The following is a 17,818-nucleotide window of genomic DNA, read 5'->3' as shown; positions in this document are numbered from 1 at the left end:
GATGTTTGTTGGTTTTGTAGAAAATCAAAACAGAAAAAAACCGGAACCAAATGGGGAACCGGCATCCTCTTTTTTTATTTTTTGGGTGGGGTTTTCTCTGATTACTGGGTTTGGGATTTTATTATTACCTTTTGGTGCTTTTTTTCCTCTTTCCATTTCTGTTTGGGCCATTCTCGTTTTGTTTTTACCGGTTCTATTTTTAGGAATCCTACTGACTAAGAAATCTGGCTTCAAAATTCTTTTAGCAGTTTTTTTGTCCTTACTTGCCGGAGGAAACTCCATTTTGTTTTTAGGAGACTCGATTGGTTATAGTTTAGGCATTACTGCAAAGACAGAAGTACTTCCAGAAGAAGTATCTCATTATCTAAATTACCGATATTTATTTCTTCGCGATTTTTATTTGGATGATGTCGATGCAGGAGAATTCCGATCTCCACTTCTTGTTCGAAGAAGGTCGGGGGGATCTGTATATGGCCCTGTGATTCGTTTTCAATACAAACGCATTCGTGCTGTATCCGGTAGAGAAATCAAACCTTCGTTATATGCTCTTTGTTATACTAAAGATGATCTCAAATGTAATCTTTCTAGTTTATATTCGGGGGGGATTGTTTTACAAGAACCAATTTGGGATCGGGAAGAACTTCCTCTTACAAAGGATTCGGTGTTTCTTGTTTGGCGAGGAACCATGGATTCCGAATTTTTTACCAAAGGAATTTATTCATTTTTGTTTTTTTTGTTTCTTTTACTTCTCTGGGCTCTTGTGGTTTATTTCCCGTTTTCGAACGAAAAAGAATCTCTTTAAAAAACCTTTTTCCCCCTTCCCAGGTCTAAAATACGTTCATAGATGTTTCTCCTTATGATACCCGCAGGGAGGGGTCAATATCCCTGATTTTCTTTTTTTTCTTTCCAAGTCGCTTCCCTGTTTTCAAATTCTGTCATGTTCGTAAAGCGCCGGCTTTTTCTTTTCCTTCTCCTTTCTTTGTTTTTGGTTCGTTCGGATGAATCTCAAACTCTTCCTGCAACGATCGAATTTTTCACTCCCAATGGATTTGTCAAACAACCCAAACAAGTGACTGTTCGGTTCACAAAACCTATGGTCGCTATCGGCGACATCCGGCCCAAAATCGATATCTTCCAAATCAAGTGCCCCCTTCCGGGAACCAGTCGTTTTCTGGATTCCGTAACTTGGGTTTATGAATTTGAAAAGGAAGTTCCGGGTGGAGTTGAATGTTCCTTTCAATTGAAAGAGGGAACTAAAACTTTAAGCGGAGAATCCTTACAAGGAGAACGTAACTTTTCCTTTCATACGGGTGGGCCTTCTGTCCAGTATTCTTCCCCCTACCAAGGATCATCGATCAGTGAGGACCAAATTTTTATTTTGCACTTAGATGCAAAACCGGATCTGAACTCTTTTCAAAAATACACATACTTTCGTTCCGAAGAATTAGGGAATCGAATTCCCATTGTGTTCGTTACAGGTTCGGAAAGAAAAGCCATCTTAAAATCTACAGGTGATACAGACAGAGAAGAAACGGTTCTTTTAAAATCCAAACAAACCTTTTTGCCAGAGAGACAAATTCAGTTGGTTCTTGGTAAAGGAACCAAATCGATCTGGGGTGGTGAGATTAGAGAAGATGAGATTCTTTCTTTTACAGTAAGGCCGGTATTTTCGGCTCGATTTAGTTGTGAAAGAGTCAATGCAAAAGCAGATTGTATTCCCATCCTTCCAGTTTCACTTTCGTTTAGTTCGGCGGTTCCTCGGTCTTTATTAGAAAAAATCAAACTCGTTTCGAAAGATGGAAAAGAATATCCTAAGTCTCCATTCACTGAAAAAGGAAACGAATATTTTGAATGGGTGAGTTTTCCCGGACCCTTTCCCGAAAATATAGAATTTGAAATTCAGATTCCAGAGCTTGTTGATGATACAAACAGAAGTTTGTCGAATCGTGCATCCTTCCCTTTAAAATTTAAAACCGATGAATTTCCACCTCTTGCGAAGTTTAGTGCTAAATTTGGAATTTTGGAATCGAAAGCCAAACCAGCGTTACCTGTCACTGTTCGTAATTTAGAAATCAACCTTCCGATGAAATCAGTATCTCTTGGTATGGGTGGCAAAACTCAAAAAACTATGGATATTCTGGAGATACAAAAATGGTTTCAGATTTTATCATCTAGAGAACGCGAACAATCTGTATTTCAAAATCCGCCTACGGGTGCCGGGATCACTTCTTTTTCGCTTCCGAAACCCAATGGGAAAAAACCAATGGAAGTGGTGGGTATCCCTCTGGAAACTCCTGGGTTTTATGTGGTCGAACTCGCGAGTGATATTCTAGGCAATAACCTTCTTGAAAAAAAAGGGAAAATGTATGTATCCAGTGCTGCCCTTGTGACAAACCTCTCTGCTCATTTCAAATGGGGAAAGGACACAAGTCTTGTTTGGGTTACGAACCTAGACCAAGGTCTTCCTGAAGCAGGAGTCCAAATTAAAATTCTCGACTGTAAGGGGAATTTACGTGGAGCGGGGATCACAGGAAAAGATGGGAGTATGCTCTTCGGAAATTTAAATTTTCAAGAGGTTCCTTATTGTGGTTATCATGAGTTAGGTTCTGGTCTTACCATCTTTGTTCAAAAAAATGATGATATTAGTTTTACCTCAAGCACCTGGGACAAAGGAATTGAAAGTTGGCGTTACCAACTACCGAGTGTTACCACGGGTCACTCTAAAGAAATCAAATCCATTGTATTAGATCGAACTTTATTTAAAAAGGGGGAAACAGTTCACCTAAAACATGTTCGGCGTGGTTTTGGAAATAAAGGTCTTGTTCCTGCAGAACCCAAGGATTATCCATCACAAGTCATCATCAAACATGAAGGTTCAGGTGAGGCTTATCCCTTGCCACTCGTTTGGTCTTTTCCTGGACATTCCGAATCAGAATTTAAAATTCCAAAAACCGCGAAACATGGAGTTTATATTGTTTATTATCCTTATTCGAACGATGACTCAAGTTACGGAGAAACGATCACTCAGTTCCGAGTTGAGGAATTCCGACTACCTGTCGTCAAAGGAAATATTCAACTTGCGGGCGAAAAACAAGAGTTAGTATCGCCAAAAGAATCGAAGGTATTATTTGGATTGGAATACCTTTCCGGCGGAGGAGCAGGTGGGTTTCCGGTGAAAATTCGGTCCCAAGTGGTTTCTAGTCATTATTCTCCCAAGGAAGAATACTCCGCTTTTTCTTTTTCTCCTGAGACCATCAAAGAAGGGAAATGGAAGGTTAGCGGGTATGATGAAGAAGAAGTGGAAGAAACAAAACCAACAGTTCTTTCTACATCTTTGAAAACTGATGAGAAGGGATTTTTACAATATACGTTTAGTGGATTAAAACCTGTTCCCGGTTATGGAAGTTTCCAAGTGGAAATGGAATACGCAGATCCTTCTGGTGAAATTCAAACTGTATCTAGAAGTTTTCCTGTATCTCCTTCTGAAGTGCATTTAGGAATTTTACCGGATGGATGGTTGTTTACAGAAGACAATGTTAAATTGCAGTTAGTTGCTTTGGATTCAAAAGACAAAGCCCTTAGTTCCCAAAAAATAAAAGTCACAGCCTATAAAAGAGAATTTTATTCCAACCGCAAACGCCTTGTAGGCGGATTTTATGCTTATGAACATTATGAAGAAGTCACCAAACTTGGCGAATTCTGTGAAGGGAAAACCGATTCCAAAGGGATCCTAATTTGTGAGGGAAAATCACCTAGTGTGGGTGATATCGTATTTCTTGCAGAAACAAAAGATTCCAAAGGCAATTTTACCAATTCTGGATACAGCGTTTGGGTGAGTTCCAAACAAGAAGCTTGGTTTGATGTGAGTGATCACAACCGAATGGATATCTTACCTGAAAAACGTTCCGTTGATGTTGGTGAAACAATCAAAGTACAAATCCGTTCTCCTTTTCGGGAAGCAACAGCACTTGTGAGTTTAGAGAGGGAAGGTGTTTTGGATTATTTTGTAACACCAGTCACAGGTAAAGATCCAGTGATTTCGATTCCTATCAAAAAGGAATACGCACCCAATGTTTTTGTTTCGGTATTCCTTGTGCGAGGTCGTGTGGGAGAACCAAAACCCACTGGGCTTGTGGACTTAGCAAAACCGGGATACCGATTTGGTCTTAGCATGTTAAAAGTAGGTTCCAAACCGTACAGTTTGTCCGTAGCAGTGAACCCAGAGAAAAAACTCTACCAAGTGCGGGAGAGTGCTAACGTGGAACTCGAAATCAAAACATCTGATGGAAAAGTTCCTTTAGAATCGACTGAAGTCACACTCGCAGTTGTCGACGAAGCCTTACTGGAACTTTCTCCAAACCCTACTTGGAATCTCCTGGATGTGATGATGGGGACAAGACCTCATTCTGTGGGAACCTCCACTGCACAGTCGCAGATTATTGGAAAAAGACATTTTGGTCTGAAGGCAAAACCGGAAGGGGGAGGAGGGGGAAAACAATCCACTCGTTCCCTTTTTGATACCTTACTCTATTGGAAAGGAAAAGCCATTGTGGGTAAAGATGGAAAACTAAAGTTTAGTTTTCCTTTGAATGATTCCCTGACAAGTTTTCGAATTGTCGCTGTTGCTACTTCGGGAGCCAAAGAATTCGGAACAGGATTTGCCAAAATCCAAACAACACAAAAAATCCAATCCTTTTCTGGAATTCCACCTGTGGTTCGGTTAGGTGATAATCTTCGCCACGAGGTAACCCTACGGAACGCTGGTGATTCGAAAGAACAACTTCGTTTGCGCCTTTCGGTTACAGATTTCATCAATGGGATAGAAACCAAAGAAGAATTGGAAACTAAATCCGCTATGTTGGCTTCCGGGGAAACTAAAGTTATTTTTTGGGATCTAACTGTTCCTGAAAATACTACCAAACGAAAGTTTCACCTAGAAGTGTCTGCACCGAATGGAACCGTTCTTGACCAAATGTCCGTGGAACAAAAAGTTTTACCTGTTGATTCAGAAAGGGTCTACCAAGCTGGACTATTTTTATATGAATCTCCCATCAAAGAATCGGTGCAGGTGCCAGAAGGATCTAAACCTAACTCGGGTAAGATGGTTTGGAAGGCATCTCCTACCATTCTGACCAGTCTAAGTGGAATCCAAACTTATTTTCAAAACTATCCGTACTATTGTATGGAACAACGTGTTTCGAAAGCCATCGGTCTAAAATCTGAAACTTTATGGAGCGATGTATTCAGTGACTTAAATTCCTTTTTGGATTATGATGGACTCGTAAAATACTTTGCCCGAATGGAACATGGAAGTGAAATTCTTACAGCTTATGTTCTTACATCAGCAAACCTCGCAAACCAAAAAATTCCAGATGATACTTTGGGTCGAATGATAGCAGGTCTACAAGGTTATTTGGAAGGTAGGGTGAGTGGAGAAAGGTATAAATTCGGCGCTGACTCTATTGTGAGAAAAATCATTGTTTGGGAAGCACTCACAAGATACCAGACCTATGAATGGGAACAGGTACGTCCGATCTTTGATGGAATTGAATTTTTACCAACAGCATCTCTCATTGACCTGGCTGAAATTTTGGGAAGAGTGAATGGTGGAGATAGTTCTGTAAAATCTCGCCTGACGAGTACTTTGCGAGCAAGGCTCAATATTCAAGGTTCTGAACTTGTAGTTGCTGATTCTGGGTTTACCAATCCTTGGTGGATTTTGGGAAGTCGGGATTATACAATGGCAAAACTTTTACTTTGGGCATTTGCGGAACCAAGTTATAAAAAGGACATGCCTCGACTTATCAAAGGGTTTGTTAAAATGCAAAAGAGAGGAAGTTACGATACCACCCTTGGAAATGCTTATTCTATTTTGGTTTTTGATCGAGTGAGTAAACTTTTGGAATCAGAGAAAGTTACAGGTGGCAAATTAAAAATCCAATCGAGCAAAGAAATTTTAAATCTAGAACCTAACGGAAAACAATCGGTATCGCAAACTATAGGCACAGCACCGGAATCTGTGACTGTCAGTTATGATGGAAAAGGAAAACCTTGGGTGGAATGGTCAGTCAATTCGATTCTACCTCTGAAAGCCCCTATTTCCAGTGGTTACCGTTTGAAACGAAGTTTTGAGCCGATCCAAGTGGCAAAACCTGGAGTTCTATCCAAAGGGGATACCATTCGGGTTACCATTGAAATCCAAGCGGACTCCGATAAAACTTGGGTGGTTGTGGAAGACCCCATTCCACCGGGATCCCTCCCTCTGGGACGGGGTTTTGGTCGTGAGTCTATCATCACTCAGGAGGGAAAAGCAGGGGATACATCTTATTACTTAAGTTTTGAGGAAAAGACCTTGTCTCAGTACAGAGCGTATTTTGAATATTTGCCAAAGGGAACTCATATCTTGGAGCACAGCTTTCGGTTGAATCATTCAGGGACTTTTCAATTGCCCGCCACTCGTGTCGAAGCTATGTATTCTCCGGAAACCCATGCGGAATGGCCGAATGAAACTGTGAGGATTTCGGAAAACGGAGGCTAGGAAAAGTTTACGGAATCGGGGGTTCTGGAATTATGACTCTAATGGGTCCGAACCAAGCCCCTCTTTTCCCGATCCGAATCCTAAGAATTAGTCTTTGGTTTACGGTTTTTTTTTATCTATTTTTTTTAATCTTTAATACAAGTTTTACCATTATGGGAGTCGATGTTGGTGACTTCCTCAAACAATACTTAGGTGCTTTTTTTGGAGTTTATCTCTCCACAACTTTTAAAGTTTTTTCAGTTTCACTCTTTTTACACCTTAATCTCTTTTCTCTTGTATACTTAGCCTATCATTTTTTTGGCAAAAAAGAAGTTTCATGGTATGTTTTATCCTTTTGGGTTCTTTTTATCGAATGTTTGGCTCTTTGCCATTCGTTAGTAAGTTTTCCTCAAATTTACGGTGAATTCTTTTTCTTTCGTTATCCATCCTTTGCTTCCTTTTTGTATTTTTTAACTGATCATACAAGACCTGGATATTTTAGTTTTGTTTTGGGTTCTCTCCTTCTTGGATTTTTATCGATTCTCTTAAGGCAAATTTACCTTCACAAAAACAAAGAAAGTTTTTTTGCTCTGATTCATGTGTCTGTTCTTGGACTCATACATACATCAGGTCACTATATGATTGGCATTTTCTATTTTGCAATTTTGTTTTGGCAAGGTAAAGAATATCAGAGAATCCATATCAAATCTTATGGTTTAATCCTCATTTTTTTGTTTTTGATTTATTTAGTGCCGAGTGTATGGAATCAAATTGAAGCTCTCACACATTCAGCGGAAAAAGGGAAACCACCTATTTTTATTTTATCTGCCGATTCTCTTCGATATGATAAAATAGGTTCAAAAATTGATGGGAAAACGATCACACCCAATATCGATTTGTTTACTAAAGATAGTTATGTTTTTCATGACCACCACACAACTATTCCTCGTACATTTCCAAGTTGGGCGGATTTATTAACCGGACAGTATTCGATGAGCCATAAGGTTCGCGATATGTTTCCTTCGTTAGAAGAAAAACAAAGGATTGGTTCTGCTTCTTTTCCTACGATTCAACAAATGTTAAAAGGTTTGGGTTATGATAGTTATGCTGTGGGAAGTTTTGCCGCAGATATTTTTCCTCGCGCTAACTTTGGATTCGATGAAGTACTCGCACCGAATTTTAATGCCCGTATTATGACGGTTCAGCGAACCGCCGAATCCCAACTTTTTCTTTTACCTTTTCTTACTGGTTCTTGGTTTTCCGGTGGGATGTATTTGGAAGAAATGGATGGGCTCTCTACTTGGGGAGATGGGGCACGTATATTGGACCGGTTTCGTTCCATTATCAAACGAAAAGGTAATTCTCCTTATTCGGTGACTTATTTTTCGAGTGTCATTCATTTCCCTTACACACCGGCTTATCCTCACTATAAATCATTTACAAATCCAAATTATTACGGTAAGTATAAGTATTTAAAATTTGTGGATCCTACGAATTCATCAGTTCCTGATGTTATTGAAACCAAACAAATTCGCGGATTGTTTGATAGTGCTGTTTCTGCTTTTGACTCGGAGTTTGGAGAGATCATTTCTGAGTTAAAGTCCCGAGGTATTTATGATGAAGCTATCATCATTCTCACTGCCGATCATGGAGAAGCTTTGTATGAAGATGTTCATGGACAAGGTCATGGAGAACACCTCCGCGGTGAAGCAGTAACACATGTTCCATTATTAATCAAATTACCAAAATCTACAAACGAAACAAAACCAAATCATGAATTTTTTGGAATTACATCGAGTGTAGATATTTATCCCACCCTAATCGATTTTTTTGGAATCACCACCAAATCCAAGTTTCCTGGACAATCCTTACTTCCGATCCTTGGTAAAACCAATTGGGAGGAAGAGAGGACAGTCTACGCAGAAACAGGAATTTGGTTTTCAGATAAAGGAGATCATTTTTTCCAAAAACAACGTATTCCTTATCCTAATATTCTTTCTCTCCATCAGGTTGTTCCGGAAGAGGACTACCAGATTATGATCACAGATCCAATTTATCGAGAAACGATAGCTTTCTCAAAACATAGGTCTGTGCAAAATTCGAATTATAAGCTGATTTATATCCCCACACGCCAAGGTGTGGTTTTTGAATTGTATGATCGAAAAAAAGATCCTCTCAATCAAAGAAATCTTTATCCAAATCATCCGGCTGCAGCAAAAATGAAAGACATGTTGTATAAAACGGTGATACAGTGGGAAGACGCAACTCTCGCAGGAGAGTATTTAATACCAAGTTCTTTATCTGAAATGAATGAAACTAAATAAGGAAAAAAGAGGAAACTATGCCGCAACGTAACGACTTAAAATCAATTTTGATCATCGGATCCGGACCTATCGTCATCGGGCAGGCATGTGAATTTGACTACTCTGGGACTCAGGCAACCAAAGCCCTCCGAGAAAAAGGAATACGAGTCATCCTCGTAAATTCAAATCCAGCAACGATCATGACGGATCCAGATCTTGCTGACGCCACTTATATCGAACCACTCACGGTGCCTGTCTTAGAAAAAATCATTAAAAAAGAAAAACCAGATGCCATCTTACCAACAGTAGGTGGACAAACAGCCCTCAATTTAGCTTTAGCACTTCACAGAGAAGGTGTTTTAGAAAAATACAATGTTGAACTTATCGGTGCAAAGGTTGAAGCAATTCGTAAAGCAGAAGATCGGGAGCTTTTTAAACAAGCAATGGAAAAACTCGGAATCCGCGTTGCGAAATCATTTATGGTATCCGACATGGAAGCCGCAAGGAAAGCAAAAGATGAAATTGGATTTCCTATCATCATCAGACCGGCATTTACCTTGGGGGGGACTGGTGGTGGAACTTGTTACGAAGAATCTGAATTCGAAGAAACTGCCCAACAAGGCCTTTCTGCATCTCCCATATCTCAAGTGTTAGTTGAAGAATCTGTGATGGGTTGGAAAGAGTTCGAATTGGAAGTAATGAGGGACCTTGCAGATAACGTAGTTATTATTTGTTCTATTGAAAACTTAGATCCAATGGGTGTTCATACCGGAGATTCCATTACTGTAGCACCGCAACAAACATTAAGCGATAGGGAATATCAAAGACTTCGTGACATGTCAATTGATATCATTCGAGAAATCGGGGTGGAAACTGGTGGATCCAATATCCAGTTTGCTGTAAATCCAGAAAATGGTGATGTTATCGTAATCGAGATGAACCCACGTGTTTCGCGCTCTTCTGCTTTGGCATCGAAGGCAACGGGGTTTCCTATCGCAAAAATTGCGGCACTGTTATCGATAGGATATACTTTGGATGAAATTCGAAATGATATCACTCGAGTGACCCCGGCGAGTTTTGAACCGTCAATCGATTATGTGGTGACTAAGATCCCGAGGTTTGCATTTGAAAAATTTCCTGGTTCCGATCCTACGTTAGGTGTTCAGATGAAGGCAGTCGGGGAAGCTATGGCCATTGGTCGTAATTTCAAAGAAAGTTTTCAAAAGGCGCTACGGTCTTTGGAGACAGATCGTTTTGGTTTTGGAAGTGATGGATACTTAAAAGAACTTTTGGAATGGGAGTCTATTCCAAAAGAAGAAAGAAAAACTTGGCTTACTGCTAAAGTAAAACGCCCCACAGACAAACGAATTTTTTATGTTAAAATGGCTTTTGACTTTGGGATGAGTGTAGAAGAAATTTTTGATATTTGTAAAATTGATCCTTGGTTTCTCTATCAGTTCGAAGAGTTGTTTCAATTAGAAAACAGGTTCCGTAAGGAAGGAAAGGCCATCATTGAAGAGATGAAAAAAGCAGGATTTTCCAATCGCCAACTTGCCTTTTTGACAAAAGAAGAACAAATTCTTGCGCAAGTTCGTAGTGGCGCTGCGATTGAAATTACTAAAGCTAAGGTGGAAAAAACTCTCAGGGAAGAAGAAGAGGTCATTGAAAAATATTTAGAAGAAAAGAACCTCCATCCAGTTTACAAACGTATTGATACTTGTGCGGGTGAGTTTGAAGCCTTTACTCCTTATATGTATTCTTCTTATGATGAGGAAGATGAATCAGATGTAACTTCTAAAAAGAAGGTGATGATTCTTGGCGGTGGACCGAATCGAATCGGACAAGGAATTGAATTCGATTATTGTTGTTGCCACGCTTCCTTTTCTTTGCAGGAAGCTGGAGTTGAATCGATAATGGTGAACTCCAATCCAGAAACCGTTTCCACGGATTATGATACTTCTGATAGATTATATTTTGAACCATTAAGTCTAGAAGATGTAATGGCGATTTTTAAAAAAGAAAAACCGGATGGTGTTATAGTTCAGTTAGGTGGTCAAACTCCGCTGAAATTGGCAAAGTCTCTAGAGAAACGAGGTGTTCCAATTTTGGGAACAAGTCCGGATTCGATTGATCGAGCGGAAGATCGCAAACGTTTTGCAGAAGTTTTAGAGAAACTAAGTTTGAAGTCACCTGATAACGGTATTGCTGCTTCGAAAGATAAAGCAAGAGAGATCGCCAGAAAAATTGGTTACCCGGTGCTTGTCCGACCTTCTTATGTATTAGGTGGGCGAGCAATGCTCATCGTTAACGAAGAGTCAGAACTCGATAAATACATGGAAGAAGCAGAAGAGGTGTCGGAAGATCGACCACTTCTAGTAGACTCCTTTTTACAAGATGCAACGGAAGTAGATGTGGATGCACTTTGTGATGGAAAGGATGTATTCATTGCAGGGATCATGGAACATATTGAAGAAGCGGGAATTCACTCAGGTGACTCTGCTTGTGTGTTACCACCGCAGAATATTTCCCAACGTATGTTACAGGAAATTGAAGAAGCAACTTATCGTTTAGCTTTAGAGTTAGATGTTAAAGGTTTAATCAATGTTCAGTATGCGATAAAAGAAGAAACTTTGTATGTCTTAGAAGTAAATCCTAGAGCATCCAGAACCGTTCCTTTTGTTGCAAAATCAATAGGAATTCCAGTGGTAAAAATTGCCGTTCGCTTGATGTTAGGTGAATCTTTGTCCTCGTTTAAGCTTGGAAAACGTTTTTCTGCACCGATGATCACTGTGAAGGAAGCAGTTTTACCTTTTAGTAAATTTCCTGGTGTCGATACAATCCTTGGCCCAGAAATGAGATCTACCGGTGAAGTTATGGGAGTTGCGACCACAAAAGGGGAAGCATTCGTTAAGGCTCAAATTATGGCAGGGGAAGAACCACCGAAACATGGAACTGTATTTGTAACCATTAATGATAAAACTAAAAAAGAGTTACTTGAGCCTGTAAGGTCGTTGTCCAATTTGGGATATAATATCATTGCAACAGAAGGAACCCATAAGTTTCTTTCTGATAACGGAATTCTTTCTAGTAAAATTAACAAAATTTACGATGGATACTTTCCGAATGTAATTGATTATATCAAAGAGAAAAAAATTCATCTGATCATTAATACTCCGTTGTCAAGAGTCACTAGAGAGAATGCTTTTACAATTCGCCAAGCAGCGATTAAATATAAGGTTCCTTGTTTGACAACGGCACAAGCAGGTAAGGCATTAATTCACGGTTTGGTGGAAATGAAGGACAAGGGATTCTCTGTGAACTCCCTTCAGGAAATTCACGCGAAACATAAAAAAAATTAATTTAAATCAAAGGGTTTAGAGATTTAGCAAGTTTTGTTAGATTTCTAAATCCTTAAGTATAAACTCAATTCGACTTCGATTCACACCCAAATCCGATTTTCCCAATCTAGAGGCAGACCGGAAGTGAAGGAGTTTGTTTTTCTCGTCAAAATAGAATTCCACATCGTCGACATATCGCATGAGTCGAGAAGTAAACTCTGTGTAAATGTAATTTGGATTTTCTTGTATTATCTTTGTTCTGGGACTTTGTTCCAATTTTAGTTTTAAAATAGCAAAAGCATCCTTTAGATTTTTCTTATAAGGAACTGCTGCACGGTAATGTTCTTTATCTGTCGGTTCCGCGAAGCTACTGATACAGTTTGGAGTTGCAGGGCAGTCAGCCAATCTTTCGGATTTAACTCCTAAGTAACTGGGTCTTGTTCCCGTACATCCAAGAATCAAAGAAAGGATTAGGAAAAGGAAAATGGGTATGGTTTTTACATTCATTGATTGCCTTCTGTGAGTTTCCTTGTATTGGACGGTTCCTTTTTCGCATTGGATAAAAATTCACCTCACTGGAAAAGGTAAGTCACTTACTTTTTCCATCGGTGCACTTTTGAAACTTAGAATCCAAAGCAACACCTGCGCGATCGTAATCAATTTACCTACAAAAACCATTACCATTTTCTCTTTTCCCCTCGTTTCCTTTCCTTTGTTTTCTCACTGGAATTTCTTTTTTGCCCAGGTGTACTTGCGCCTATTCCTTTCAGGAGCAGATCGGGTTTGCAATTATTACTAGGGAAAGATCTAATGCTAGATGGAAATAGAGCGGGAAGTGCATAAGATTATGAAAACTAAGAAAAAAAGATGGACAAAGTGTGGTATAAGTAATTATTTAAAACAAACGTTCGATATAAAAAGGATCTTTGCATTATGCCAAAAATAGTCGATCACGATCTCTATCGGATTGAGCTTTTGACAAAGTGTATGCCCATATTTGTCTCGAAAGGTGTCTCTTCGGTTTCGATGCGTGAGTTGTCTAGTGCGCTCGGAGTTTCTACGGGAACCCTTTACCATTACTTTCCTACGAAAGAGATTCTATTTGAATCTATGGTAAAACAACTTGTAGCCATTGATGCAAAATTGATTACCGAACTATCGGAAAATCATTCTGACCTTTCGGACATTATGGATTTCGTCGCAGCTCGTGAATCTCATTTTATGAATTTGATGTTACTTGCGGTGGATGTTAAGCGTCATCTAAGTGAATCTGATGAACTAGTGAAGTTAGTTGAAGATTCATTTGATTTGTATCGGACAGCTTTGGATCGATTTTTTCCAGCTGATCTCAATGCAACGAGCGGAAAGGCTTTTTTATCTTTTTTCTTAGGTGCTTTGTTTTTGAAAAATAAAGCAACGAAAGAAACTGGTTGGCCTGAACTTTTTGAAGGATTGGAGAACTTGAAAGTATTGTTTCAAAACAAAGAATAAGGAGATAGGTATATGAGCCTCACCAAACGACTTAGTTTTTTACTTTGTTATGTTTTGCCAATTTTAGCAGTGTTTGCAGAGCTTATGGGGGGAGTGGCCTATTTGATCGTTCCTATCACTGTTTTTATCATTCTACCAGTCTTTGATTTGGTTTTAGGTAGAGACAAATCCAATCCAGAGGAAACAATTTTTCAGAAATTACAAAACGATTCTTTTTTTCGTTATTTGACTCAAATCTGGGCATATGTCCAGCTAGCGTTTGTAATTTGGTCCGTTTACCGAATTGTTTTCAATTCTCATACCATTACCGAGTTTGTGTTATTTGCAGTTGCTGTGGGAATTGTCACCGGTGGGATTGGAATTACCGTAGGACATGAACTGGGTCATAAAAATACTCGGTATGAACAGTTTCTTGCTAAGATGATTTATATGACAGTATGTTATATGCACTTTTATATAGAGCATAATCGAGGGCATCATACTCATGTTTCCACTCCCAATGATCCAGCTTCTTCCAAAAAAAACCAATCCTTCTATCAATTTTATCCTCAAACAGTCTTCGGAGCTTACAAATCAGCATGGGAATTGGAAAAAAGACGTTTGTCCAAACAAGGTTTAGGTGTTTTTCATTACCGAAATGAAATGATTTGGTATTTAATCATCACTCTACTATTTCTTACGAGTATGGTTGTTATCGGATCGTTCTTTAGTGGGAAAGGAGTTCGTTTGGATGTCCTTTGGTTCTTAGTTTTACAATCGATTGTAGCATTTTCACTTTTAGAGTTAACAAATTACATTGAACATTATGGTTTGAAACGAAACGAAGTTTCTAATGGTCGGTTTGAAAAAGTTTTACCGATCCATTCTTGGAATCAAAATTATTTTGTATCCAACGCTCTTTTGTTCCAGTTACAAAGACATTCCGACCATCATGCCAATGCCGGTAGACGTTACCAAACTCTTCGCCATTTTGAAGATGCTCCCCAATTGCCTTTTGGTTATGAGGTAATGATTCTCATTGCTCTTTTTCCCCCTCTTTGGTTTTCCATGATGAATCCTATTTTGGAATCTTGGGAGAAGAACAACATGGTGAAGTTACAATCAATTCGTTAGGAATGGTTATAACTTCTAAGGTGGGTTTGGTTTGAGTTTCCACTGATTCGCACGGAGACATACCGTCTCCGTGAGTTGGAAAGGACTCGTTTTATTTTGATTCTGATTCTGCGAGGACAGAACGTTTTGTTTTTAGAATCGAAAATAATAGAAATAACAATGCGACAACTCCCAGATAAAAGAAACCAGAAGCCAGATAACCTGAAATAGGTGGGTAAAGGATACTAAAACTAAAATCGGGATTTTCTGATTCCGGGAGGAGAGAGCCAGATTTTACATCATTGTTTTTGATTTCGTCACTAGATGGGTAGGAGTAGGAGTCAAAACTTGCCGGCCATTGGTAGGGGTTTCCATAGTAGAGTGAGTATCCGTCTTTGTTTCCGTCTCCATTAGCAAAAAAATAGATTTCCTCAAGTGGCTGTACGGATGTCACTGTTGTTAGGTGTAGTGTTTCGTTTTCTCCATCATAAATTCGAATTTCAAATTCAGAATTAATGGTTTTCAAAAGTGGAATCTCTGTGTATGGACCATCTGATTTGTTGTGACTTACTGTTCCTTCAAATACTGTGTCCCATTCTTTTTTGTCGATTTTCCCACGGACTGTGATCCTTCGTTCCCAATTTCCTTCTTCAAATTGTAATTTCAGAATTTGAAATGCAGATTGTGTTTCGTTTGGAAATAAAAATTGGCAATCGTTTTCAGCAAGGATGGGGTTTGGTACTGAATGAGATTTTTCATAATACAAATTTTTGCTTTGTTTGGCACGTAGGGCAGTGGGGAATTTTAAATCAGAACCTGGCTCAGCTTCCAATCTAAGAAAACGGTGTTTGGTCCCTCCTAAATCAATTTCTCCAGAAGTTTGATTCCCATATTTATAAAGAAATACTGTTTTTGTATCTATAAATTGGTCGGGATTATCACCTAACTTTAAGGTGATGGATGTTTCGTAGTCATAAGCGCTGGATACCGAAAGTTTTGTATAATTCATTCCTTCCGGTAATTTTGGTAGTTCCAATACATAAATTTCTAAATCATCTTTTTTTGAAAAAAGAAGTTCTGGTTTTACCTTTTCTGTGTTTTTTGAGATTTCTTCTGCATTTTGGATATGGTAAGGTACAATCTCTCCATTGTAAGCGATCCTTAAATCTCCATAAAAAGAATGTTTATAGATATCTTCATCTAACATTAGTTTTACAGTTCCGTTAGGAGAAAGATTTCCCGAAATTTTTATATCTTTTTTATATTTAAAGTTTTGTACAGCAAGTGGCCTACTTGTCACTTGGGTTGTGATTGAAATAAAAAATAGAATAGGTAATATGGATTTTATCTTCATTTTGTTTCCTTTTTGAAATGATTGTATAATGTTCCTGTTACGATAAGAGTAACGCCTAAGAATAAACCTGCCAAAATTCGGTATCCTAAACTCAAATTCCAGAAATCATAAAGATAGAATTTGATGATGACAAGAGCTAATGATCCAAAACCTACATATCGTAGAGATTGGATTTTTTTGCCAAATCCAACGGAAAGAGCAACGAGTCCATAAAGAATCAAACTCAGTGTGTATAGGAATAACTTCTTTTCTTCAGGAAACCCTAAATAGATCTCCACAAAAGTTCCGAGTAACCAATAGGGATAGGCTGCGTATAAAAAAACTTTCGCAAACTCAGAGAACTTTTTGCTATAGAGATACGAAAGTAAGAGATAAACCGAACCCGTTGCAAATACCAAAAATCTTCCGTTGAGGAAGGGAATTTCGTTTTGAGAACGATAGGTAAATGCAAAGATATAAAACAGAGCAAAAAACCAAACAGGAAAGGCAGCCCAATACATATAAAGTTGTTTGGAATAGGTCGAGGCAACTGTCACAAGGAAAGCAAAACTGATGAGGCTAAAGGCTAAAAGTTTTCCTGTAGTGCCTATCACAATCAAACTGACAATGAAAGGGAGGCCAAATAAACCAATCAAATCATATAGTTTTTTCTTTTCTAGACTTAGTTTGGTTCGTCTGAGTGCACGTTCATACAATCCATAAAATAAAATGAGTAGGAGTGTAAGTAAAAATGGTTTTGCGATGGGATAAAATTCTGAGAAAGCCCAATAGGATTGAACAAATCCGAGTCCTAATGTAAATCCAATCGTAATCAGTGTGAGGATTGGTTCTTTGGATTTTGTAGTTTCTAATGTCTGAAACTCTCTTAGTAAAAATAAAACAAAAACACCAAGTTGGAAACTGATCGGAAAAAATGGTTTGGCATCGACTAAATTGTCATTTGCCCAACCAACAAAGATAAGGTGGTTTGCAGCAAGGAGGAGGAGTGGAATGACTTTCCAACCGGTATCCTTTCTTACGAAGAAGAATAATACGTTCCATAAGAGTAAGTATGTGAAAAGGAATGGGTAAGAGTTTTGGCCCGTGGAAAGAAGAAGTGGAACAAGAAAGGCTCCAAGAGAGGCAAATCCAAATAACACTTCGCTTTTTTGTGCATGGGCAATGGCAACAGCCGTCAAACTGAGAATGAGAAGACCAACAAAGCAAGTTTCTGTTGAATACAAATCATACCACAAATACCCAGAATAATATGCAGAAAAGAGGACGGCAATCCCGAGTCCCAAAAGGCTTGGGGAAAGATAGGGTCTTGTGTTTCTGACTCGGTATCCGTAAACGAGGATGGGGATGGCCGAAATAAGACCAATCCAGATACGGACTGATTCATTGATCCAATATTCTTCAATGGCTAGATAGAAAAACCAAATGGATGCAAGAAGAAGTGATAATACTCCTAATTTTACAAACAGATTTTCGCCGATCCATTGAACAAACCAGTTAGGTCCATCATTTAATGGAACTTCTGTTTGGTGATATTCTACTGGAATTGGTTTGGAAACAGTTGGGGTGGGCTGCTTCTGGGTTTGGGGATTTGTGAGAGCCAAAACTCTTTCTTTTAGAAAAGAAAGTTCTCTCTCCATAGATTGAATCCTTGTCAGGATTTCTTTAGTTTCTTTTTCTTCCACGGTGGAAATGGTTCACATCCGTGGGAAGAGGGGAACTACTT

General features: G+C 38.8%; 9 protein-coding genes. 6 read left to right on the top strand and 3 right to left on the bottom strand.

Annotated elements, in window-relative coordinates; all coding sequences use genetic code 11:
* Position 1 precedes the first annotated feature (1 nt).
* From EHQ49_RS16450 to carB, 4 genes are all read left to right on the top strand, one after another.
* Positions 2–802 (top strand): hypothetical protein, encoded by an 801-nt coding sequence (locus EHQ49_RS16450; RefSeq protein ID WP_135580703.1) that lies wholly within the window; start codon positions 2–4, stop codon positions 800–802.
* 135 nt (positions 803–937) lie between these two features.
* A complete protein-coding gene (locus EHQ49_RS16445) occupies positions 938–6,538 on the top strand; it encodes an alpha-2-macroglobulin family protein (protein ID WP_135580702.1) in 5,601 nt (1,866 codons plus the stop codon).
* A 41-nt stretch (positions 6,539–6,579) separates the two neighbouring features.
* Complete coding sequence (locus tag EHQ49_RS16440) at positions 6,580–8,841, top strand: sulfatase family protein (RefSeq protein ID WP_135580701.1); 2,262 nt, start codon at positions 6,580–6,582, stop codon at positions 8,839–8,841.
* Positions 8,842–8,858: 17 nt separating this feature from the next.
* Entirely contained in the window at positions 8,859–12,179 is a 3,321-nt protein-coding gene (gene carB / locus EHQ49_RS16435; protein WP_135580700.1) for a carbamoyl-phosphate synthase large subunit, read from the top strand.
* 36 nt (positions 12,180–12,215) lie between these two features.
* On the opposite strand, the gene EHQ49_RS16430 is transcribed toward carB, so the two are convergent.
* A complete protein-coding gene (locus EHQ49_RS16430) occupies positions 12,216–12,665 on the bottom strand; it encodes a DUF1499 domain-containing protein (protein WP_135580699.1) in 450 nt (149 codons plus the stop codon).
* 480 nt (positions 12,666–13,145) lie between these two features.
* On the opposite strand from EHQ49_RS16430, the gene EHQ49_RS16425 reads away from it, so the two are divergent.
* Positions 13,146–13,649, top strand: a complete 504-nt coding sequence (locus EHQ49_RS16425) for a TetR/AcrR family transcriptional regulator (protein WP_135580777.1) — start codon at positions 13,146–13,148, stop codon at positions 13,647–13,649.
* Positions 13,650–13,661: 12 nt separating this feature from the next.
* Positions 13,662–14,762 carry an alkane 1-monooxygenase gene (locus EHQ49_RS16420; protein WP_135580698.1) on the top strand — a complete coding sequence of 367 codons (1,101 nt, stop codon included), beginning with the start codon at positions 13,662–13,664 and terminating at the stop codon, positions 14,760–14,762.
* 91 nt (positions 14,763–14,853) lie between these two features.
* Here EHQ49_RS16420 and EHQ49_RS16415 read toward each other — a convergent pair whose 3' ends face one another.
* On the bottom strand, positions 14,854–16,095 hold the full coding sequence (locus EHQ49_RS16415) for a hypothetical protein (protein WP_135580697.1): 1,242 nt from the start codon (positions 16,093–16,095) through the stop codon (positions 14,854–14,856).
* Positions 16,092–17,777: a DUF2339 domain-containing protein gene (locus EHQ49_RS16410; RefSeq protein ID WP_135580696.1), complete on the bottom strand. Its 1,686-nt coding sequence runs from the start codon at positions 17,775–17,777 to the stop codon at positions 16,092–16,094. The genes EHQ49_RS16415 and EHQ49_RS16410 overlap by 4 nt, the downstream gene beginning before the upstream one ends.
* Between the last annotated feature and the right edge of the window lie 41 nt (positions 17,778–17,818).

This window comes from Leptospira perdikensis, from assembly GCF_004769575.1.
Lineage (GTDB): Bacteria > Spirochaetota > Leptospiria > Leptospirales > Leptospiraceae > Leptospira_A > Leptospira_A perdikensis.
Note: the sequence above shows the minus strand (reverse complement) of the source record. Positions and strands in the feature narration are given on the sequence as shown.